Here is a 21,544-nt window from a genome sequence, read left to right on the forward strand (position 1 = left end):
ACGCTATCCGGTGTACCGCTGCGCCCATTCCGGTACCGGCCCGCCCTCGACGAGTTCTTCCTCGGCGCGCCGGGCGTCGGCGAGCAGTTCCGCCAGCAGATCGCCGAGCTCGAGCTCGTCCAGCCATCGCTGCGGTACCGCATCGGCTCCGCGCGCCGCGCCGAGCAGGCTGCCGCACAGAGCCGCGGTCGCCGCGCTGTCGCCGGAGTGCGTTGCCGCCAGGGCGACCGCGTCGGCGAACGACTCGGGGTGCGCCAGTGCCGCGGCCACCGCGCTGCCCAGCGTGGACGGCCCGGTTCTGGCGCTGCCCAGCGACTCCAGCGCCCGCGCTGGAATCGGGCCCCGTTCGGCCAGCTCCAGCGCCTGCTGCAGCGCTTCTACCGTGTTCTCGGAGCCCTCCCACGCCTTCAGCTCGGTGAGGGCGGATTGCACGCTCTCGGCAAGCGTCTGCCCGTCGCCCAGCGCGGCGACCATCGCGGCCGCCGCCGCGGCGGGCAGGTAACCGTCCGGGTGGCCGTGCGTGAGAACGCCGATCGAGATGCCGAGCTCCGCGGCCGCGGCCGGGGTGTCGGCGTGCAGGCCGACGAGCGCCGCGCGGGCCGCGGCCACCGCGCCGGTGGCCTGGTTCGGTGCAGCGGCCGGAGTCGGCAGACCGGCCTGGCCGTCCCAAGTGCCCAGCGCCGTCAGCGTCGCCTCGTCCGGGAAGCGCTGGGTGCGCAGCCGCGCGTCGGCGGCCAGCGGATCGGGGCGGACCACCGGCTCGGTGGCGCCCTGCGCCACGACCCACTGCTGCAGGGCGCCGCGCACCGACTCGGCCTCCGAAGCCGAACCGTGGAGTCTGCTGTGGACGGTCGCGCGCAGGAGGCCGTTCAGCACGAACACCGACTGCTGGCCGATCGCGCTCGCGTTGCCGATCGCGCCGAGGTGCTCGGTCAGCTCCCGAACCCCGTCCGGTTGCTTGCGCAGGATCATCCGCTGCGCGGTGTAGGCCCACGGGGCGCCGAGCGCGTCACCCGCGGCGCAGCCGAGCGCGCAGCCCGCGAGCCGGTCGAGCCGGTTGAGCGGTTGCGGAGTTTCCTCGGGGAGTTCGCCGTCCTCGTCGCCGGAGGCGACCAGTTGCGCGGCGCGTTCGGCGCCGAACGCCTCTTGCAGCAGCTTGTGCAGGCCCTCGGAGAGGTCGTTGGGGGTGTCGTCCTCGCCGTCGCGGAACTTGCGCCAGGCGGCCAGGAGGCGGAGTTCCTCGTGGGAGAGACCGTCGCCGTCATCGGAGGACGACTCCTGCGACGTCTCCGCGGCCGGAGTCTCGGTCGCTGGGGTCTCGGCCGCTGAAGTCTGGGTCGCTGAAGTCTGGGTCGTTGAAGTCTGGGCGCCTGGGACCCGGGCGGCTGCCGGGCTCCGGGCCGGTTCGGGGTCCTGGGCTGCCGGTTGCTGTTGAACCGGTTCGGACTCTGCGGGATCCGCGGTCGTTGCAGGTTGCCCGTTCGCTGCCGGTTGCTCGGTCGCAGCGAATTGCCGGGTTGTTGCGAAGTCCTGAGCCGCTGCGGACCCCCGGGCTGCCTGCGATGTGGCCGCGGGCTCGTGCGCGAGCGCCGATGCAGTCGTCACCGGAGGCTGCTGCGCGGCCGCGGATTCTTGGGCGATCGGTTCGGCGGTCGGCGGCTCGGTCGCGGTTCGCTCGGATCGCGCCTGCGTCCGCGCTTCCGTGGCCTGCTGATCAGCTGCCGGCTGTGCGGGCGCGGACTCGGCCGGTCGTTCGGCTGCCGAGATTTCCGCGGCGGCTTGGGCCGCGGAATGCTGCTCAGCCGCGTCATGCCGCTCGGCGTCGGGTTGTCCGGCCTGGTCTTGCCGGTCGGAATCCCGTTCCTCGGCCATCGAGCCCTGGCCGGTCCCGAAGTGCGGGCCAGACACCGCGCCCTGGCCGATTCCCGGTGTCGATCCGGGACCTTGGTCGGAGCCGGGCCTCCGGCCAGAAGCGGCGTCCGGACCGGAACCGGGCCGCTGAGCGGTGTCCTGCTCGCCGGAGCTGTCGTCGGTTCCGTTTCCGGCGGCGAGCTGGGTGGCGGCGAGCTGGGCGGCCGTTCCTCCGGAAGCGGCACCGGTAGCGGTCTCGTCGCGCTTCGCATCTCCTGCCGGAGAATCGGCCGCGGTCTGCGCGGCAGCGGACGTGGAAACCGAGGCGGCAGCCGCGGAGCCGGTCGACGGAGCCGCCGACTCGGAGCCCGTTGCCGGGTCCGTTTCCGAGTCCGAGGACGTTGCTGCATCCGCCGATGGACCGGCATCGGACGATCGTCCGGTACCGGTTGCCGAGTCTGCAGCGGATGCCGAACCGGCGGTGGGTGCCGACGCGGCAGCGGACACCGAACCGGCGACCGACGCGGCATCGGCGACCGAGCTCGCACCCGCCGCAGAGCCCGAACCGGCCGCAGAGCTCGCACCGGCCGCAGGGCCCGCACCGGCCGCAGGGCCCGAACCGGCGTCCGGCGCGGCACCGGCACCCGACTCCGCACCGGAAGCCGACTCACCGGACTGCTCCGCAGCGGCCACCCGCGCCGAAACCGGGCTCGCGATCGGCGCGGCCGGGCCCGCCGGGTAGCGGCTCAGCCACTCGGGAACGGCCGGCGGGTTCGCGCCGAACTCCTCGACCGCGTCCCGCGCCAGCTGCTCGACGACATCGCCCAGCTCGACCTTCCGCCGCCAGCTCTGCGGCACCGCTTCCGCCGAGTGCGCCGCGCCCATGATCGAGCCGCACACGGCGGCCGTCGCGGCGCTGTCGCCGGAGTGGTTCGCCGCCAGCACCACCGCGTCGGCGAACGACGACGGCCGCGCCAGCGCCGCGCACACCGCGATGGCCAGCGCCTGCTCACCGACCCGCCCCGCACCGAGCCGGTGCTGGATCTGCTCCGGCGTCGGGGTGCCCTCGGTGGCCAGCTCGATGGCGCGGCGCAACGTCGCGGAGGTCTCCTCGTGACCCTCCCAAGTGGACAGTTCGGTGAGCGCGCGGTCCACCGACTCCGGCAGCGAGCGGCCCGCGAGCAGCTGGCTCACCACCACCGCCAGCGCGCCCGCGGGCAGGAAACCGCTCGGGTGCCCGTGGGTGAGCGCGGCGATGGCCGCGCCGGTCTGGAACGTCTCGGCCGGGTCGCCGGTGCGGAAGCCAGCCGGTGCCGCGCGAACCACTCCGCCGCTGCCTTTGGCGTCGTTGAGCCGGTTGGTCAGCGTGCCGAGCGCCGTACCGCCCGCGTAACCGCGCAGCGCCTGCAGGCAGGTGTCGTCGGGGGAGCGGCGTGCGAACAGGCCCTTCTCCCGGATCAGCCAGCCGTTCGGCGGGATGTCCGCGATCGGGCCGCCCGCGTCCGCCCAGTCGACGCCTTGGGTGTGCAGCCAGCGCTGGTACGCGTGCTGCACCGGCTGCGCCGGGTCGGTGTCGCCGTGCAGGCGGTTGCGGATGCCCGCGCGAATCAGCCCTTCGGCGGTGAACAAGCTGAGCTGGGTGTTCGCGCTGATGGCATGGCCGACCAGGTCGGCCACCCCGGCGCCGCCGTAGTTGCGGCGGATCACTTCGATGGACTCGTCGGCCACCGGGTAGCCGAGCGCGTCCCCGATCGCCGTGCCGAGCAGGCAGCCCAGGATGCGTTCGCCGCCCGGTTCGGCGCGTTCGGCGTCGTGCGCGGGTTTCTGTTCGCGGGCGGGTGCGGTCTTGGACGGGGCGGGCCAGGAACCCATGGTCGGCACGATCGGCTCGGCCGCGGACTCGGCGTCCTCCGAGGCCGCGTCGTCCGATGCGGCAGTGCCCGACGACGCCGCGCCCGATGCCGCGGCGGGCTGCGGCTCAGCGGCACCGTCCGCAGTGGACGGTCCAGCGGCCGGGGTCGTTGCCTGCTCGGGGGTCGTGGCCGGATCGGGGGGCTCGGAAGAGGCCTGCTGCGCGGAGTCCGTCTCCTCCGAACTCCGGTCTGCCGTTTCCCCTTGCTGCGTGGCGGATTCCGCACTGCCGGAATCCGCCGGGGACGCATCCCGCTGCTCGGCGGAAGCAGCGCCGGTCTCCGAGGGCTGCGCACCGGGAACCGACAGCCGAGCCACCGGAATGGCATCCTGCTCGGCCGTCTGCTCTTCGGCGGTGTCCGGAGCGGAATCCTGCGCGGCGGTCTCGTCCTGCCCGGCCGGTTCCTCGGCATCCTGCCCGGCCACCCGCGGCAGCTCGGACCCGAACTCGAGCCCGATGACGTCGCGCTCACCCGGATACCGCTGCGACCAGGTCTCGTCGCCGCGCGGCTGCGGCCCGAACTCCACCAGCGCGTCCGCGGCCAGCGACTGAACCGTCTCCCGCAGCCGCAGATCACGCAGCCACACCCCGGGAACCGCCGAAACCCCGTGCTGCGCGCCGACGATCGCGCCGCAGATCGCCGCGGTGGAGTCGCTGTCGCCGGAGTGGTTCACCGCGGCCATCACCGCCGGTCCGACACCGTCGCTGCTCAGCGCCGCGCACACCGCGATCGCCAGCGCCTCGTGCCCGCTCCAGCCGTCACCGAGCAGATCCTTGACCTGTTCCGGAGTCGGCTCGCCCCGCGCGGCGAGGTCTTCGGCGACCAGCAAAAGGCGTTCGGTCTGCTGGTGCCCGGTGCACTCGGTGAGCAGCTTGTGCGCGTGCGCCAGCGCATCGGTGAGCGACTCGCCGCGCAGCAGCCGGTGCACCAGCACCGCGAGCACCCCGGCGGGCAGGTAGCCGCTGGGCTTCGAGCAGGTCAGCGCGGCGGCCGCGGCGGCGAGCCGGAACACCTCGCGCGGCTCGTCCGACCACAGCGCGATCGGCGCCGCCCGCACCACGCCCGTGTTGTCGTCGGAGTCGTTGATCGCCCGCTCGAACGTGCCGGGTACGCCCGTCGAGGCGAACCCGCGCAACGCGGTGATGCAGTCGCTGTTCGGCGAGCGGACCGCGAACAGCTCGCGCACCCCGGCGAGCAGGCCGTCCGGCTCCGGGTGGGACTGCGCGTACGGCCCGGCCGCGCGCGACCACGCGTAGCCCTGGGTGTGCAGCCAGCGCTGGTAGGCCAGCTGGATCGCGGCCAGCGGCCCGCTTCCCGCGCCACCGCGGGCCGCGATGTGCCCGCGGATCAGCCCCTCCAGCGTGAACATCGCCAGCTGGGTGTCGTCGGTGAACTCGCCCGGGTGCGAACCGCTGCGGTCGTAGTCGGTGACGCCGTGTTCGCCGAAGCGGTTGCGGATCTGCTCGACCGGGTAGAACTCGACCGGCGCGCCCAGCGCGTCGCCCGCCGCGGCGGCCAGCACGCTGCCGATGAAGCGCTGGCCGAAGTCGCTGCTGATCGGATCGGGCGCCTGCTGCTGTCCGCCGGTCGCTTGGCCGCCGGGCACCTGCGCGGGCTGGGTCTCCTCCGGCTGCGCGGCGGGCGCCACCCGCACCCCCGCGGTCTTGATCAGGTCTTCGGCGGGCAGCCGCGCTTTGACCGCGCTGGTCGGGTTGATCTGCAGGTCCATCCCGACCGGGTTGCGCTCGACGAGCTGCCTGCCGGTCAGCCGCTGCCAGCTCGTCCAGTTCGCGGGCAGGAAGCTCTCCGAGGTGAACAGCTGCAGCTGCCGCCTGCCGGAGTCGTGGTCCACCGTGAACAGTCCGCTGCCCTGCGGCTGCGCGAACAGGATCAGCTCCGCGTCCAGCAGCGCGGACAGCAGCGTGGCCGCCTGCGCGTAGCCGGTCGTGGTCAGCTGCAGCGCGCGTTCGACGTCGTTGGTCGGCGCGGGCAGCCGCAGCGCGACCGGTGATGGGCGGTAGTTCGGGTTCGGGGAGAAGTCGTCGGTGAGCTCGCCGCGCTCGTCGACCCGGTATCCGCCGATGAAGCCCCACGGCGGTACTTCCGCGCTCGGGTCGCTGAAGATCGGGTCGACCACGTACAGCCAGGTGTTCGGCTGCTTGCTGGCCTGTTCCCGCATGGCCGGTGTGATCACCGGCCGACTCGGCTGCTGCGTGTTCATCTCCCGCGCTCGCCCCCGACTTGTCGTTCCACCCTGATTCTGCCGCCGAGGTCCACGGTTACTCGCCCGAACGGGGGAGACCGTGCGGCGAGGTCGCTCGGCGAACTGCGGAGCACCACCGCCGTGTGGTTGAACCGCACTCTCTCATGACCACTTGGGGTGAAGTTTAGTGTTCCGGAAAAACACCCTGCGTCAGCGCTGGGGGTCTTTCAGAAGCGGCGGCAGCCGCTTGCGGCGCGGGCCTCCCGGATGTGCGGAATGCCGGAATCCGCCGCGGTGTCCGGCGGCGGCCGGCTGTCGGGGTCGTCGGCCACCGCCGGACTTTCGTGCGCCGCGACTCGTCCGGTCGCACGGGCGGAAATCCTGCCCCGATGTCCGGCGGTGCGGGGATGTTCGCCGGAATTTCGCAAGAACGGCGCAACCCGTGGTGGCAAGCGGTGGTCCGGCGATTGCGCCGGATTCCGCACGACCGGGAAAATCTGGTAATTCTGCTGGAGTTGCGCAGCTTCAGGCCGTGGCCGCGCCGCTCGGCCGGAGCGCTTCGGCGTAGCGGGCGAGGACCAGCTCGGCGACTTCCGGCGCGTCCGCCATCGGCTCCGCGATCAGCGGATCCCGCGCGTGCTCGCGCGCGCTGGTGACCACGCGATCGGTCAGCAAACCCGGCGCCAGGAACCAGAACGCGACCGCGATGCGCCGGGCGCCGCGGGCGTGCAGGTCCGCGACGGCCGTCGGGACGTCCGGGTCGGCCGCGGTCGCGAACGCGGCGCGCGCACCCGCCCACGAAGTCCGCTCCGCGCGGCGCTCGGCGACCTGCGCGACCAGCCGGTTCGCCGGGGCGTGCGCCGAGCCGACCCCGGCCAGGACCACGCCGAGCCCGGAATCCTCCGCATCCGCACCGGTTTCGGCCAACCGCCGCCAAGCGGCCGCATCCAGCCGGTGGTCCGGCCCGAGCACGTCGGCGGTGTGCACCCGCAGCTTCGGGAACCGCTGCGCCGCTTCGGTCACCGTCGCCGGGACGTCGACCCTGGCGTGGAAGGCGCTGCCCAGCAGCAGCGGCACCAGCACGGCCTGCTGGTGACCGTCGGCGTGCACCGAAGCGAGCACGTCGCCGACGCGCGGCGCCGACAGGTCCAGGAAAGCGGTGCGCACGTCCAAGTCCGGCCGCTGGGCGCGCACCACGTCCAGCAGGGCGTGCACGGTGCGCGCCGAGCGCGGGTCCCGGCTGCCGTGCGCCACGGCGACCAGCGCGGGGGCTTCGCCTGCGCTGGACAGGTTCGGTTCGGTGCCGAACGCGCCGGGCTCGAAGGCCCCGGGCCCGAACGCGCCGGGCCCGAACGTGCCGGAACCGAACGCGCCGGGGCTCATGTCGCCACCACCCGCGTCACGCCGCGACGGCCGCGGCCAGCGGAGCGAGCGGCAGGCCGATCAGCCCGGCGGCCAGCGTCGTCCCGTCCGACGGGTCGATCACCAGGAACGAGCCGGTGCGGCGGGAATCGGCGTAGTCGTCCACCGGCAGCGCCTCCGCCGTGCGGAACTGCACCCGGCCGATCTCGTTGAGCTGCAACGCATCCGGAGTGTCCACACTGGCCAGCCGCTGCTCGTCGAAGCGGGCCGACAGCTCGGTGACCATCGCCTGCACGGTCCGGGTGCCGTGCTTGACCAGCACCCGCGCGCCCGGCTGCAGCGCCTTCTCCGCCAGCCAGCACACCGTGGCGTCCAGCTCGTCGGTGACCCGCGGTGCGGGCTCGGCCGAAGCGATCAGGTCTCCGCGGGCCAGGTCCACGTCGTCTTCCAGCAGCAGCGTCACCCCGCGGCCGGCGGCCGCGCGCGGCGCGGGCCCGTCCGGTGTGTCCACCTTGGACACCCGGGTGCGGATGCCCGCGGGCAGCACCACGACCTCGTCGCCCTCGGCGATCACTCCGGCGGCGATCTGGCCCGCGTAGCCGCGGTAGTCCGGGTACTCGGTGGTGCGCGGCCGGATCACCGTCTGCACCGGCATCCGGAACGGCGCGTCGAACGGGTCCGGCGCGACCGGCACGCTCTCCAGGTGCTCCAGCAGCGACGGCCCGGAGTACCAGGGCGTGCGCTCGGAGCGCTCCACGACGTTGTCCCCGTGCAGCGCCGAAACCGGGATCGTCACCACGGCGTCGTCGGTGTAGCCGAGCGCGCGGGCGTGCTCGGCGAACTCAGCGGCGATGCGCTCGTGCACCGCGCCGTCGAAGTCCACCATGTCGATCTTGTTGATCGCCAGCACCAGCCGCGGCACGCCCAGCAGCGCCAGCACCGCGGCGTGCCTGCGGGTCTGCTCGATCACGCCCTTGCGCGCGTCCACCAGCAGGATCGCCAGCTGCGCCGTGGACGCGCCGGTGACGGTGTTGCGGGTGTACTGCACGTGCCCCGGCGTGTCGGCCAGCACGAAGGAGCGCTTCGGAGTGGCGAAGTAGCGGTAGGCCACGTCGATCGTGATGCCCTGCTCGCGCTCCGCGCGCAGCCCGTCCACCAGCAGCGACAGGTCCGGGGTCTGCAGACCGCGGTCCGCGCTGGCGCGGTGCACCGCGTCCAGCTGGTCGGCCAGCACCGACTTCGTGTCGTGCAGCAGCCTGCCCACCAGCGTCGACTTGCCGTCGTCCACCGAACCGGCGGTGGCCAGCCGCAGCAGATCGGTGTGCACCGGCAGCTCCACCTGCGTACCGGAGTCCGGCGCGGTGCGCGTGGTCGTCTCGGTCATCAGAAGTCTCTTCCTGGGATCGTTCCTGCGTAGCTGGTGGAGTTGGGGACCGGGCCGCCGGTGCGCTGCCGGCTCGACCCGCGGTTCTGCCGAAGCGGTGCGCACTCGATGGAGCGGTCAGGCGGCGCGTGGTGCGGACGCCGAGATCAGAAGTAGCCCTCGCGCTTGCGGTCCTCCATCGCGGCCTCGGACATCCGGTCGTCCGCGCGCGTCGCGCCGCGCTCGGTGAGCCTGCTGGCGGCCACCTCCGCGATCACGTCGTCCACGGTGTAGGCCTCGGACTCCACCGCGCCGGTGCAGGAGCCGTCGCCGACGGTGCGGTAGCGCACCGTCTTCTCCGCGACCTCCTCACCGTCCTGCGGACCGCCCCACGGACCGGAGGTCAGCCACATGCCGTCCCGCAGGAACACCTCGCGCCGGTGCGCGTAGTACATCTGCGGCAGCTCGATCTTCTCCCGCTGGATGTAGCGCCACACGTCCAGCTCGGTCCAGTTCGACAGCGGGAAGACCCGCACGTGCTCACCGGCGCGGTGCCTGCCGTTGTAGAGGTTCCACAGCTCCGGGCGCTGCCTGCGCGGGTCCCACTGCCCGAACGCGTTGCGCAGGCTGAAGATCCGCTCCTTCGCCCGGGCCCGCTCCTCGTCCCGGCGACCGCCGCCGAAGACCGCGTCGAACTTGTTCTCCGTGATCGAGTCCAGCAGCGGGGTGGTCTGCAACGGGTTGCGGGTGCCGTCCGGGCGTTCGGACAGCCGTCCGTCGTCGATGTAGTCCTGCACCGAGGCCACCACGAGCCGCAGGTCGTGCCGGGAAACCAGCTGGTCCCGGAACGCGATCACCTCGTCGAAGTTGTGCCCGGTGTCCACGTGCAGCAGCGGGAACGGCACCGGCGCGGGGCGGAACGCCTTCAGCGCCAGGTGCACCAGCACCGTCGAGTCCTTGCCGCCGGAGAACAGGATCACCGGCTTGTCGAACTCCCCGGCCACCTCGCGGAAGATGTGGATGGCCTCGGACTCCAGGGCGTCCAGGTTGTCGACCTGCGGCGGCGCTTCCGCCGCCCCCGCCGGGTCCTCCGGCAGTTCGATCTGTTGCTCGGCGGTCATACCCGTCCTTTGCGCGTCAGGTGGTCGGTGGGCGGCCCGCCGCTTCAGGCGTGCAGCCCGCATTCGGTCTTCGAGCTCCCCGCCCAGCGGCCGCTGCGCGGGTCGGCGCCCGGCGCGGGCTTGGCCGTGCACGGCGCGCACCCGATCGACGGGTAACCGGCGGGCACCAGCGGGTTCACCAGCACGCCGTGCTCGGCGATGTAGGCGTCCACATCGGCATCGCTCCACGCCGCGATCGGATTGATCTTCACGATGTTGTTGCGATCATCCCAGGTCACGATCGGCGTGTTCGCGCGCGTCGGCGCCTCCACCCGGCGCACGCCGGTCACCCACGCCTCGTAGCGGGCGAGCGTGTTGCGCAGCGGCACCACCTTGCGCAGGAAGCAGCACCGGCCGGGATCGCGGTCGTGCAGCTTCGGCCCCTCGGTGGCGTCCTGCTCGGCCACCGACTGCTCGGCCTGGGCGTTGACGATGTTCACGTCGTAGATCTGCTGCACCGCGTCGCGGGTGCCGAGGGTCTCGGCGAAGTGGTAGCCGGTTTCCAGGAACAGCACGTCCACCCCAGGCTTGGCCTTCGCGGCCAGGTCCACCAGCAGGGCGTCCTGCATGTTCGACGCGACGATCAGGCCGTCGCCGAACGTCTCCGCCGCCCAGCGCAGCGCCTGCTCGGCACTGGCCTCGGCGAGGCGCGGCGCGGCTTCGTCGACCAGTGCGCGCAGCTCGGCATCGCTGCGGCGAACTCCGATGTCCGTGGTTTCGACAGTCATGAGTCTCCGTCTCCTCAGCCGCTCGCCAACCCGACGAGCCGTACGGTGAACACCCGCAGGCACGCCTGGCATTTCCAGGCGCCCGCCGGTTCGGCTTCCGGGATCAGTTCCTCGTCCCCGCAGTACGGGCAGTAGAACGGGACCGCCCGGCCTTCCGGGGCGGCTTGCGCGCTCACTTCAGGTCGTCCTCTTCGGCGCGCCCGACCCACTGGGCGAACCGCTCGCCGTCGGTGCGCTGGGCGAGGTAGTTGCGCACCAGGCGCTCCACGTAGTCACCCAGCTTGTCCGAGGTGACCTTGTGCCCGCGGATCTTGCGGCCGAACCCGGCGTCCAGCCCGAGCCCGCCGCCGAGGTGCACCTGGAAGCCCTCGACCTGGTTGCCCTCCTCGTCGCGCACCATCTGGCCCTTCAGGCCGATGTCCGAGGTCTGGGTGCGGGCGCAGGCGTTCGGGCAGCCGTTCAGGTTGATCGTCACCGGGTCGCGCACGTCGCCCTGGATGTCCTCGAGCCGCTGCTCCAGCTCGTTGATGAGGTCGATGGCGCGCTGCTTGGTCTCGACGATCGCCAGCTTGCAGAACTCGATGCCGGTGCAGGCCATCACGTTGCGCCGCCACGGCGTCGGCGTGGTGTGCAGGCCCAGCTGCGCCATGTCCGCGACCAGGCCCTCCACCTGCTGCTGCGGCACGTCCAGCACCAGCAGGTTCTGCTCCACGGTGGTGCGCACCCGGCTGGAACCGACCCGCTCGGCGGCCTTGGCTGCCTCCATCAGCGTGGCGCCGCTGACCCGCCCGGCCTGCGACTTCACCCCGACGTAGAAGTTGCCGTCCTGCTGCGGGTTCACGCCGAGGTGGTCGCGGTGCCCGCCCGGGGTCTCCGGCGCCGGGCCGTCGATGAGCTTGCGGCCGAGGTACTCGTCCTCGATGACCTGCCGCGTCTTCTCCGCGCCCCAGTCGTCGACCAGGAACTTCATCCGCGCCCGGTTGCGCAACCTGCGGTAGCCGTAGTCGCGGAACACGCTGGTCACCGCGTGCCAGACCTCGGCGGCCTCCTCGATCGGCACCCAGGCGCCCAGCCGCACCGCCAGCTTCGGGTTGGTCGACAGGCCGCCGCCGACCCACAGGTCGAAGCCGGGGCCGTGCTCCGGGTGCTCGACGCCGACCAGCGAGATGTCGTTGATCTCCGGCACGGTGTCCCAGCGCGGTGAGCCGCTGATCGCGGTCTTGAACTTGCGCGGCAGGTTCGACAGCGACTGGTCGCCGATGTAGCGGTCGGTGATCTCCTTGATCGCGGGCGTCGCGTCGATGATCTCGTCCGCGGCGACCCCGGCGACCGGCGAGCCCAGCAGCACGCGCGGGCAGTCGCCGCACGCCTCGGTGGTGTAGAGCCCGACGGCTTCCAGCTTCTGCCAGATCGTGGGCATGTCCTCGATGCGGATCCAGTGCAGCTGGATGTTCTGCCGATCGGTGATGTCGGCGGTGTCGCGGGCGTAGGTCTGCGAGATCTCGCCGACGACCCGCAGCTGCTCGGTGGTCATCGCGCCGCCGTCGACGCGCACCCGCAGCATGAAGTAGGAGGCGTCGAGCTCTTCCGGCTGGATCGTGCCGGTGCGGGCACCGGGGATGCCTTCGGCCCGCTGGGTGTAGAGACCCATCCAGCGGAACCGCCCGCGCAGGTCGGCGGGGTCGATGGAATCGAAGCCGCGGTGGGCGTAGATGTTCTCGATGCGCTGGCGCACGTTGAGCGGGTTGTCGTCCTTCTTGGACCGCTCATTGCCGTTCAGCGGCTCGCGGTAGCCGAGAGCCCACTGCCCCTCACCACGTGTTTTGCCCTTGCGGGCCGGGGTGCGGCGTTCGGTGCGGCTCGGAGCTTCCGTCGAAGGGGCCATGGCCGGACCTCCGTGGTGGTGGACTTCAGGCGCGGTTCGACGCCGTGCGGGTCCAACGGAGGTGTCCGCAGTCGGCGTCTCCCCGGCGCCGACTGGACAGTTCGAAAACGCGGCGGCGGGTTCAGCCCTGGCGACGGCAAAGCGCGCTGGACACCCGCCGCAGGTCCACGTAGCGGCGGGCGACCAGCAGAAGCCTAGTTGCGGGCGCACCCATACAGGTCAGCGTGCCACGGGTCCATCCTGTGGTCCATGATCAGCCGAATAGTGAGACGAGGGTCAAACTCGGGCGCACCCCGGCGCCGGGCTCCGGCTTTGGGACACTGGAAGGGTGCCTTCGCAGCCACCACCAGGTGAACCGGCCCCGACCGACGGTGCACTGCCCGCCGGCGCGCTGACCGATCTCGGGCAGCGGCCGTTCGGCGTGTACGTGCACGTCCCGTTCTGCGCCACCCGCTGCGGGTACTGCGATTTCAACACCTACACCGCCGACGAGCTGGGGTCCGCGGCGGGATTCGCGGACTGGCTGGACGGGCTGCGCGCCGAACTCGACCTCGGTGCCCGAGTGCTGGACGCGGGCGACTCGCCCGTCCCGAGTGCTGAGACGGTGTTCGTCGGCGGCGGTACCCCCTCGCTGCTCGGTGCCGAACGGCTCGGCGCCGTGCTCGATGCGATCCGGTCGTCCTTCGGCCTCCGCGCCGACGCCGAGGTCACCACCGAATCCAACCCGGAATCGACCTCGCCGGAGTTCTTCGCGGGCCTGCGCGAAGCCGGCTACACGCGGATCTCGCTGGGAATGCAGTCGGCGGCCGAACACGTCCTGCGCGTGCTGGAACGCCGCCACACCCCCGGCCGGGCGGTCGCGGCTGCGCAGGAGGCGCGGGCGGCCGGGTTCGGCCACGTCAACCTCGACCTGATCTACGGCACGCCGGGGGAGACCGACCAGGACCTGCGGGACTCGTTGGACGCGGTGCTCGAAGCGGGCGTGGACCACGTCTCGGCGTACTCGCTGATCGTCGAGGACGGCACCGCGATGGCCCGCAAGGTCCGTCGCGGGGATCTGCCGATGCCGGACGAGGACGTGCTGGCCGACCGCTACGAGATCCTCGACTCCAAGCTGGCCGAGGCCGGTTTGCGCTGGTACGAGGTCTCGAACTGGGCGTCCGATGACGACGCCCGCTGCAGGCACAACCTGGGCTACTGGCAGGGCGGCGACTGGTGGGGCGCCGGACCCGGCGCGCACAGCCACGTCGGTGGGGTGCGCTGGTGGAACGTCAAGCACCCCGCGCGCTACTCGGCGCTGCTGGCCGACGGCGCCTCGCCTGCGCAGGCGCGGGAAGTGCTCGATGCCGAGGACCAGCGGGTGGAGCGGATCATGCTCGAACTCCGCGTCGCCGAAGGGCTTCCGGTCGCAGCGCTGGACGCGGACGGGGCGGTCGCCGCCAAGCAGGCCGCCGAGGACGGCCTGCTGCTGCCGGACGCGCTGCGCGCGGGCCGTTGCGTGCTCACCGACCGCGGCCGCCTGCTTGCCGACGCGGTCGTGCAGCGGTTGTTGTGAGCGGGCGGACGCAGTGGACGGAACGGGCGCTGCTCAAGAAGGAGCGCTGACCGGTATGCCGTTCGCATCGGCGGCTTCGGCCAGCCGAGCGGCATAGGTGATCATCAAGTCGGCGTCGACCGCGATCGCGGCCGCCAAATGGATCGCGTCAAGCGAACGGAGCTGGTTCGGTTCGATCCGGCGGGACAGATTCATGATCTCGGCGTCCAACGGGTGCTCGGCAATGCCCAGCATGGCCTGTCGCAGGTCCTCGGCCATCTCCTGGTACGAGGCAGCGGCACGAGTGCGCAGTGCGCGAGCAACCTCGGTCCATGCCAGCGAAGCGGAAAGCAGCAGTGTGCCGTCCCGGTGGAGCCGATCGATCTCCTCGGCGAGCGGTTCGGACTCGGCTTCTTTGATCGCTCGTTTGAGCAGCGCGCTGCTGTCCACGTAAACGCGCATCAGAGCCGGTCGTCTCGGTCGAGCAGGTCGATGCTGCGCTGACCTTCCGGAAGTGTCTTCGTCGGGATGACTTTGCGATATGCACCGCGCGGCGGGAGCACCTTGCCGGAGGCGATCAAGTGCTCCCACTCGTGGTGCGGGGTTTCGGGCTGGGACAAACCGAGAAACTCGTCGAGCGCCGCGCGCAGCAGCTCCTGCTGCGAGCGTCCGGTTCGTTCTGCCTCCTCGCGAAGTGCCTGCTCAGCCTCGGGACGAAGGCGCAAGTTGAGAGCCATGTGATGATGGTACCGAGAATGGTGCGGGCATTGGTACCACTTTCGAGGAGCTCGCCAGCAAGGGCCTTGGTGCCCTGGTGGAAGGTGTTGCGAACGTGCGCGGCTTTCGGATCAAGGGCTCCGGGACCGTAAACTCGATGGCGGCGGGTGCGAACCGGGCGACGAGGAGGTGACTGGGTGAACGCCGATCAACGCCGGATCGAGATCCTGCGGGCCATCGTGGCCGACTACGTGTCGACGAACGAACCCGTGGGCTCGAAGGCGCTGGTCGACCGGCACAACCTCGGGGTGTCCAGCGCCACCGTGCGCAACGACATGGCCGCCCTCGAAGAGGAAGGCCTCATCGTCCAGCCGCACACCAGCGCGGGCCGGATCCCGACCGATGCGGGCTACCGGTTGTTCGTGGACCGGCTGCACGAGATCAAGCCGCTCACCACCGCCGAACGCCGTGCGATCCAGGCGTTCCTGGAAGGCGCGCTGGACCTGGACGACGTGATGCGCCGCAGCGTGCGGCTGCTGGCCCAGCTCACCCAGCAGGTCGCGGTCGTGCAGTACCCGACGCTGGCGCGCTCCACGGTGCGGCACGTCGAGGTGGTCACGATCACCCCGGCGCGGCTGATGCTGGTGCTGATCACCGACACCGGCCGGGTGGACCAGCGGATGGTCGACCTCGGCGATGTGATCGGCGACGAGGACGTGTCCCGGCTGCGCGGGGTGCTGAACCACGCGATGGCCGAGAAGCGGCTCGCGGACGCCTCGGCGGCCGTGGCCGAGTTGCCCGAGCAGTCCCCGCCCGAACTGCGCGACACCATGACGCGGGTCAGCAGCGTGCTCATCGAGTCGCTGGTGGAGCACCCCGAAGAACGCATGGTGCTCGGCGGCACGCCGAACCTCACCCGCAACGTCGCCGACTTCCCGAACTCGCTGCGGCAGGTCATGGAGGCGTTGGAGGAGCAGGTCGTGGTGCTCAAGCTGCTGGCGGCCTCCCGCGACGCGAGCACGGTGACCGTGCGCATCGGGATGGAGAACGAAGCCGAGGAGATGCAGACGACGTCGGTGGTGTCCACCGGTTACGGCACGCATGGGATGGTGCTGGGAGGCATGGGGGTCGTCGGCCCGACCCGGATGGACTATCCGGGAACGATGGCGGCGGTCCGTGCCGTTGCAGCTTACGTGGGTGAGATCCTGGCGGGCCGGTGACGCAGCCGGCGCGGATCGCCCGCGCGAACTCGTAGACCGAGCAGAGGAAGACGTACAAGGTGGCCAGGGACTATTACGGGACCCTCGGGGTGGCCAAGGACGCTACGCCGGAGCAGATCAAGCGGGCTTACCGCAAGCTCGCCAGGGAATTGCACCCCGACGTCAACCAGGAAGCCGGCTCCCAGGAGCGCTTCCGCGAGGTGACCACCGCGTACGAGGTGCTCTCCGACCCGAAGAAGAAGCAGGTAGTCGACCTGGGCGGCGACCCGATGGCCAGCGGCGCGGAGGCCGGTGGCGGCATGGGCGGCGATCCGTTCGCCGGGTTCGGCGGCCTGGGCGACATCATGGACGCCTTCTTCGGCGGCTCCGGTGGTGGCGGAGGCGGCGGCCGCGGCCCCCGCAGCAGGGTGCAGCCCGGCTCGGACGCGCTGCTGCGGCTGGAGCTCACGCTGGAGGAGTGCGCCAGCGGCGTGAACCGGGACATCACCGTGGACACCGCGGTGCTGTGCGACTCCTGCGACGGCGGCGGGTCGCGCGCGGGCAGCGCGCCCTCCACCTGCGACACCTGCGGTGGCCGCGGCGAGGTGCAGTCGGTGCAGCGCTCGTTCCTTGGCCAGGTCATGACGTCCCGGCCGTGCCCGGTCTGCCGTGGTTTCGGCGAGGTCATCACCGATCCGTGCCAGCAGTGCGGCGGTGACGGCCGGGTGCGCGAGCGGCGCACCATCACCGTCAAGATCCCCGCGGGCGTCGGCGACGGGATGCGGGTGCGGCTGGCAGGCGAAGGCGAGGTCGGGCCCGGCGGCGGTCCGGCGGGCGACCTGTTCGTCGAGGTCGAGGAACTCCCGCACGAGCGGTTCGTGCGCGACGGTGCGGACCTGCACTGCAACGTCGAAGTCCCGATGACGGCGGCCGCGCTGGGCACCGTGATCACGCTGGACACGCTCGACGACAGCGAGGAGATCACCGTCGAGCCGGGCACCCAGCCGGGCACCGAGCGGGTGCTGTCCGGGCGCGGACTGCCGAAGCTGCGTTCCAACGGCCGGGTCAGCGGGCACGGTGACCTGCACGTCCACCTCGATGTGCAGGTGCCGACCAAGCTGGACGACGAGCAGGGGGAGCTGTTGCGCAAGCTGGCCTCGCTGCGCGGTGAGGAGCAGCCGGAGCCGACCGTGAGCGCGAGCGGCAACGGACAGCGGCAAGGGCTGTTCTCCCGGTTCAAGTCCTTCGGCCACCGCTGATCGACAAGATCGAGACGGTTTTCCGGGTTTTGTAGCGCGGACGGGTGACGCAGGGCTACCGTGTGTGCCTGCGACGTGCACGGGTGTTGGGGACCCGTCCACCGCATGGCTCGTGCAGCGAGCCTCCGCAGGGACGCTCGCCGGACAACCTCCCCCCCTCGGTCCGGCGAGGCTGCGCCGCAGTCGGCCACCCCCAGCCTCGCTGCGGCGCAGCACCCCCGGGATGAGCAGCGGCCTGGTCCTGGGTTCCCGGGGGTCTGCGCGGTGCGCAGGGTGCCCGCGGGGTCGCTGTGGTCGCGCGGATAGCCTGGCGAGCATGAGCGACGACGACCAGGACTCCCTGTTCCTGCGCATGATGGCCGGCGAGATCCCGGCCGATGTGGTGCATGACAGCGAGCGCGTGTACGCGATCCGCGACATCAACCCGCAGGCGCCGACGCACGTGCTGGTCGTGCCGAAGACGAAGTACCGCAACGCCGCCGAACTCGCCACGGCCGATCCGGACCTGCTGGCCGAGCTGGTGCGGGTCGCGGGCGGTATCGCCGAGCGGGAGGGCATCGCCGAAGCCGGCTACCGGCTGCTGTTCAACACCAACGCCGACGCGGGCCAGACGATCTTCCACGTGCACCTGCACCTGCTCGGCGGGGAGAACCTGGGCGGGCTCACCGGCGGCCCGCTCAAGGGCTGACCACCGGAACACCCGTGATCGGCGGCGGAACCGCGTTGCCGATTGCTCTACCATCGGTGTCGGGAAGAACCGACCGACTCGCGCGCCAGCGCAGAAAGCAGGCCCGAACACTAGTGGCCGGAATCGCAGCGGATGGACCCGCCCAGTCCGGACAGCAGCAGTCCAGGGACGTCGAAAACCACCAGGCCCCGGCACCGCAGGCTCGAGCACCGCAGGCGGAGCCACCGCAGGAGACCGCCCCGGACGGCAGCGGCGCCCCGGACCGCAACGGCGAAGCGCCGCAGGCGGCGATGTCCGCCCAGCGACTCTCCGCGCAGAACCGGCCGGAAGCGCGGTCGGTGCAGTCCAAGGTCACCGTCCCGGACAGCGCGGTGCTCGCCCTGCTCGGCAGCCGGGACGCGAACCTGCGGGTGGCCGAGGAACTGCTCACCGCCGACGTGCACGCGCGCGGCAACGAGATCACGTTGTCCGGTGAACCGGCCGAGGTCGCCTTCGCCGAGCGGGTGTTCGGCGAACTCGTCGAGATCGTGTCGAAGGACGACCAGCTCACCCCGGACGCGGTCCGCCGGGTGGTCGGGATGCTCTCGGCCGACGACAACGAGTCGCCCGCCGAGGTGCTCAACCTGGACATCCTGTCCAAGCGCGGCCGCACGATCCGTCCCAAGACGCTGAACCAGAAGCGCTACGTGGACGCGATCGACGAGCACACCGTGGTCTTCGGCATCGGCCCCGCGGGCACCGGCAAGACCTACCTGGCGATGGCCAAGGCCGTGCAGGCGCTGCAGACCAAGCAGGTCAACCGGATCATCCTCACCCGTCCCGCCGTGGAGGCCGGTGAGCGGCTGGGCCACCTGCCGGGCACGCTCTACGAGAAGATCGACCCGTACCTGCGGCCGCTGTACGACGCGCTGCACGACATGATCGACCCGGAGTCGGTGCCGCGGCTGACCCAGGCCGGGACGATCGAGGTGGCGCCGCTGGCCTACATGCGCGGGCGCACCCTCAACGACGCCTTCATCATCCTCGACGAGGCGCAGAACACCACGCCCGAGCAGATGAAGATGTTCCTGACCCGCCTCGGGTTCGGCTCCCGCATCGTGGTCACCGGGGACATCACCCAGGTCGATCTGCCCGGCGGCCAGCGCAGCGGCCTGCGCGTGGTCCGGGAGATCCTGGAAGGCGTGCAGGACGTGCACTTCGCCAACTTGGACAGCTCGGACGTGGTCCGGCACCAGCTGGTCACCGACATCGTCAACGCCTACGACCGCTGGCAGGCCCGCCAGGACGCCGAGGCCGAGCAGCAGTTCGCCCGCCACGGCCGCTCCGGCCGCGGCGGCCAGTTCCGGGAACGAGCATGAGCATCGAAATCGCCAACGAATCCGGTGTCGAGGTCGACGAGGGCACCATCGTCTCGGTCGCCCGCTACGCGCTGGACCGGATGAGCGTGAGCCAGCTCGCCGAGCTGTCCATCGTGCTCGTCGAGCTGAACGTGATGTCCGACCTGCATGAGCGCTGGATGGACCTGCCCGGTCCGACCGACGTGATGGCCTTCCCCATGGACGAGTACGACTCGTCGCGGCGCCCGGACTCGGCGGGCTCCGGGCCCGCGCTGCTCGGGGACCTCGTGCTGTGCCCAGCGTTCGCCCGCGATCAGGCGCGCAAGGCCGGGCACGGGCTGCTGGACGAGCTGCACCTGCTGACCGTGCACGGCGTGCTGCACCTGCTGGGCTACGACCACGCGGAGCCGGAGGAGGAGCGGGAGATGTTCGCGCTGCAGAACCGCATCCTCGCCGACTACCGCACGGCGCGCGCCGAGGCCGACCGGGAAGCGGCGCAGCGGGACGCGGACTCCCGCGTGCTCGGCGCGGTGGGGCTGGACCAGGGCTCCTCGCCCGAGGTCCCGCGCGACTGAGAAGGCTGGGACCGTGTTCACGAGTTCGACCGTTCTGCTGATCTGGGCGGTTGTCCTGGTGCTGGCGGCGGGGTTGTTCGCCGCCGCCGATTCCGCGGTCGGTGCGGCTTCGCGCGCCCGCGTGGACGAGTTGGTGCGGGAGGGCCGCGGCGGGGCCGAGCGGCTGGCCGTGGTGCTGGAGGACCGGCCGCGGCACGTGAACCTGCTGATCCTGCTGCGGCTGGCCTGCGAAATGGGCGCGACGGTGCTGGTCACGGTCGTGATCCTGCGGCTGGAGATCGCCGACGGGCTCGGCGCGCTGATCGCCATCGCGATCATGCTGGTGGTGTCCTACGTGCTGGTCGGGGTCGGCCCGCGGACCATCGGCAGGCAGCACCCCTACGGTGTCGGGCTGCTGGTCGCGGCGCCGGTGCGGGTGCTGGCGCGGCTGCTGAACCCGCTGACGCGATTGCTGATCCTGGTCGGCAACGGGATCACGCCCGGCCGCGGTTTCCGGGAAGGGCCGTTCTCCTCCGAGGTGGAACTGCGGGAACTGGTCGACCTGGCCGGTGAGCGCGGCGTGGTCGCCGCGGGCGAGCGCGAGATGATCCACTCGGTGTTCGAGCTCGGCGACACCATCGCCCGCGAGGTGATGGTGCCGCGCACCGAGATCATCTGGATCGAGCGCACCAAGTCCGCGCGGCAGGCGCTGGCGCTGTGCCTGCGTTCCGGGTTCTCGCGGGTGCCGGTGATCGGGGACAGCGTCGACGACATCGTCGGCATCGTGACGTTGAAGGACCTCACCGGGGCGATCGTGGAACGCGGCGAGCTCAGCCAGGCAGGTCCGGGCGTGGGCGAACTGATGCGCTCGACGAGCTTCGTGCCGGACACCAAGCGGCTGGACGAACTGCTCAAGGAGATGCAGCTCTCGCGCAGCCACCTGGCGATCGCCGTCGACGAGTACGGCGGTACCGCGGGCCTGCTGACCATCGAGGACATCCTGGAGGAGATCGTCGGGGAGATCACCGACGAGTCCGACCGCGAGGAGCACCGGCCGATCGAGCACCTCGACGACGGCACGGTCCGGGTGTCCTCCCGGCTGCCGGTGGAGGACCTCGGCGAACTGTTCGGCGTGGAACTGGACGGTTCCGAGGTGGAGACCGTCGGCGGTCTGCTCGCCCAGCGCCTCGGGCGGGTCCCCCTGCCGGGTGCGGAAGCCGAGCTGGAAGGCTTGCGGCTGCGCGCCGAGGGCGGCAAGGACCACCGCGGCCGCATCCGGATCAACGCTCTGCTCGTTCGCCGCGCGAACGGGGAGACCGCACCGCAGCGCGCGGGCCAGGTGGCCGAGCAGGACGGCGACAGCGGTGCCGACCAGGAAGGAAGCAGTGCCCGTGGCTGAGCAGGAGACCGCGGCCCCGGCGGAGCTGGACGCGGAGGACGCCAAGATCGTCACGCTGGCCCGTTCGGCGCGTGCCCGCACCGGTGCCGCCGAAGGAGCCGCGGTGCGCGACACCGACGGCCGCACCTACGCCGCGTGCACCGTAGCCCTCCCGTCGTTGCAGCTCACCGCGTTGCAGGCGGCGGTGGCCGCGGCGGTCGCCAGCGGTGCCGAAGGACTGGAGGCGGCCGCGGTCGTCACCGACGCCGCCGAGATCTCCGCCGAATCCGCCGCCGCGCTGCGCGACCTGTCCGCTTCCGCGCCGCTGCTGCGCGCCGACGCCCGCGGCGAGGTCGCCGGAGTGCTGCGCTGAGCAGGGCCGCTTCGGCCGCGGCATCCGGCGGTCGGGACAA

The 21,544-nt window shown here is 71.8% G+C and carries 18 protein-coding genes; 8 read left to right on the plus strand and 10 right to left on the minus strand.

Annotation, left to right across the window (positions count from 1 at the left end; genetic code table 11):
- Positions 1–3: 3 nt before the first annotated feature.
- From V1457_RS14355 to V1457_RS30610, 8 genes are all read right to left on the minus strand, one after another.
- On the minus strand, positions 4–5,985 hold the full coding sequence (locus V1457_RS14355) for a type VII secretion system-associated protein (protein ID WP_338604409.1): 5,982 nt from the start codon (positions 5,983–5,985) through the stop codon (positions 4–6).
- A 507-nt stretch (positions 5,986–6,492) separates the two neighbouring features.
- Positions 6,493–7,350 carry a sirohydrochlorin chelatase gene (locus V1457_RS14360; protein WP_200070961.1) on the minus strand — a complete coding sequence of 286 codons (858 nt, stop codon included), beginning with the start codon at positions 7,348–7,350 and terminating at the stop codon, positions 6,493–6,495.
- Between the two features lie 16 nt (positions 7,351–7,366).
- The gene (locus V1457_RS14365) at positions 7,367–8,713 is read right to left on the minus strand and encodes a sulfate adenylyltransferase subunit 1 (RefSeq protein ID WP_200070962.1); all 1,347 of its coding nucleotides are present in this window, start codon (positions 8,711–8,713) and stop codon (positions 7,367–7,369) included.
- Positions 8,714–8,859: 146 nt separating this feature from the next.
- Positions 8,860–9,813: a sulfate adenylyltransferase subunit CysD gene (cysD, locus tag V1457_RS14370; protein ID WP_233627636.1), complete on the minus strand. Its 954-nt coding sequence runs from the start codon at positions 9,811–9,813 to the stop codon at positions 8,860–8,862.
- Between the two features lie 44 nt (positions 9,814–9,857).
- Positions 9,858–10,580: a phosphoadenylyl-sulfate reductase gene (locus V1457_RS14375; protein ID WP_200070963.1), complete on the minus strand. Its 723-nt coding sequence runs from the start codon at positions 10,578–10,580 to the stop codon at positions 9,858–9,860.
- Positions 10,581–10,594: 14 nt separating this feature from the next.
- On the minus strand, positions 10,595–10,756 hold the full coding sequence (locus V1457_RS14380) for a zinc finger domain-containing protein (RefSeq protein ID WP_200070964.1): 162 nt from the start codon (positions 10,754–10,756) through the stop codon (positions 10,595–10,597).
- Positions 10,753–12,465, minus strand: coding sequence for a nitrite/sulfite reductase (locus tag V1457_RS14385; protein WP_200070965.1), 1,713 nt, complete (start codon positions 12,463–12,465; stop codon positions 10,753–10,755). The genes V1457_RS14380 and V1457_RS14385 overlap by 4 nt, the downstream gene beginning before the upstream one ends.
- 121 nt (positions 12,466–12,586) lie before the next feature.
- Complete coding sequence (locus V1457_RS30610) at positions 12,587–12,679, minus strand: putative leader peptide (RefSeq protein WP_367269019.1); 93 nt, start codon at positions 12,677–12,679, stop codon at positions 12,587–12,589.
- 114 nt (positions 12,680–12,793) lie between these two features.
- Here V1457_RS30610 and hemW point away from each other — a divergent pair, with 114 nt between their 5' ends.
- Complete coding sequence (gene hemW, locus V1457_RS14390; protein ID WP_338604420.1) at positions 12,794–14,020, plus strand: radical SAM family heme chaperone HemW; 1,227 nt, start codon at positions 12,794–12,796, stop codon at positions 14,018–14,020.
- Between the two features lie 33 nt (positions 14,021–14,053).
- On the opposite strand, the gene V1457_RS14395 is transcribed toward hemW, so the two are convergent.
- Both V1457_RS14395 and V1457_RS14400 read right to left on the minus strand, forming a co-directional pair.
- On the minus strand, positions 14,054–14,461 hold the full coding sequence (locus V1457_RS14395) for a PIN domain-containing protein (RefSeq protein WP_200070967.1): 408 nt from the start codon (positions 14,459–14,461) through the stop codon (positions 14,054–14,056).
- Positions 14,461–14,736, minus strand: a complete 276-nt coding sequence (locus V1457_RS14400; RefSeq protein WP_200070968.1) for a ribbon-helix-helix protein, CopG family — start codon at positions 14,734–14,736, stop codon at positions 14,461–14,463. Before V1457_RS14400 ends, V1457_RS14395 begins: the two co-directional genes overlap by 1 nt.
- Positions 14,737–14,913: 177 nt before the next feature.
- On the opposite strand from V1457_RS14400, the gene hrcA reads away from it, so the two are divergent.
- From hrcA to V1457_RS14435, 7 genes are all read left to right on the plus strand, one after another.
- Positions 14,914–15,936: a heat-inducible transcriptional repressor HrcA gene (gene hrcA / locus V1457_RS14405; protein ID WP_200070969.1), complete on the plus strand. Its 1,023-nt coding sequence runs from the start codon at positions 14,914–14,916 to the stop codon at positions 15,934–15,936.
- 59 nt (positions 15,937–15,995) lie between these two features.
- Positions 15,996–17,174 carry a molecular chaperone DnaJ gene (gene dnaJ, locus V1457_RS14410; protein ID WP_200070970.1) on the plus strand — a complete coding sequence of 393 codons (1,179 nt, stop codon included), beginning with the start codon at positions 15,996–15,998 and terminating at the stop codon, positions 17,172–17,174.
- A 316-nt stretch (positions 17,175–17,490) separates the two neighbouring features.
- Positions 17,491–17,862 carry an HIT domain-containing protein gene (locus V1457_RS14415; RefSeq protein WP_200070971.1) on the plus strand — a complete coding sequence of 124 codons (372 nt, stop codon included), beginning with the start codon at positions 17,491–17,493 and terminating at the stop codon, positions 17,860–17,862.
- A gap of 290 nt (positions 17,863–18,152) precedes the next feature.
- Positions 18,153–19,220 carry a PhoH family protein gene (locus tag V1457_RS14420; protein WP_200071153.1) on the plus strand — a complete coding sequence of 356 codons (1,068 nt, stop codon included), beginning with the start codon at positions 18,153–18,155 and terminating at the stop codon, positions 19,218–19,220.
- The gene (gene ybeY, locus V1457_RS14425; protein WP_200070972.1) at positions 19,217–19,774 is read left to right on the plus strand and encodes an rRNA maturation RNase YbeY; all 558 of its coding nucleotides are present in this window, start codon (positions 19,217–19,219) and stop codon (positions 19,772–19,774) included. The genes V1457_RS14420 and ybeY overlap by 4 nt, the downstream gene beginning before the upstream one ends.
- 13 nt (positions 19,775–19,787) lie before the next feature.
- Entirely contained in the window at positions 19,788–21,152 is a 1,365-nt protein-coding gene (locus V1457_RS14430; RefSeq protein WP_295144595.1) for a hemolysin family protein, read from the plus strand.
- The gene (locus tag V1457_RS14435; protein WP_338604432.1) at positions 21,145–21,504 is read left to right on the plus strand and encodes a cytidine deaminase; all 360 of its coding nucleotides are present in this window, start codon (positions 21,145–21,147) and stop codon (positions 21,502–21,504) included. Before V1457_RS14430 ends, V1457_RS14435 begins: the two co-directional genes overlap by 8 nt.
- Positions 21,505–21,544: the final 40 nt, after the last annotated feature.

Origin of the sequence: Saccharopolyspora sp. SCSIO 74807, from assembly GCF_037023755.1 — a bacterium.
GTDB classification, from domain to species: Bacteria; Actinomycetota; Actinomycetes; order Mycobacteriales; family Pseudonocardiaceae; genus Saccharopolyspora_C; species Saccharopolyspora_C galaxeae.